General features: G+C 35.2%; 1 pseudogene. It reads right to left on the bottom strand.

Features of this window, described 5'->3' with window-relative positions:
* A pseudogene (locus APS80_RS10345) lies at window positions 1-341 on the bottom strand (GA module-containing protein); the annotation flags it as partial.

The raw sequence follows: 341 nt of genomic DNA, 5'->3' as shown, positions 1-341 counted from the left end.
AGTTAAGCTTTCTTCTGTTTGGTGTTTATTATCTTCATCTTTCGCTTTATTGATGATGCTGTCAATTTCTTCTTTCGTTTTCGCATCGTCGATGTCGTGTTTGTATTTATCTTTTTCTTCTTGGCTCAAGTGTTTAAGACTGTCGATGCTGTCTTTACCTTGTTCTTTTGCTTTAGTTAGGCTTTCTTCTGTTTGATGTTTATTGTCTTCGTCTTTCGCTTTGTTGATGATGCTGTCGATTTCTTCTTTCGTTTTCGCATCGTCGATGTCGTGTTTATATTTATCTTTTTGGTCTTGGCTTAGGTGTTTAAGTTTATCGACATTATCTTTACCATGTTCTT

This window comes from Staphylococcus auricularis, assembly GCF_001500315.1.
In the GTDB taxonomy this organism is placed as follows: domain Bacteria; phylum Bacillota; class Bacilli; order Staphylococcales; family Staphylococcaceae; genus Staphylococcus; species Staphylococcus auricularis.
This window is presented reverse-complemented; position numbering and strand designations above follow the sequence as displayed.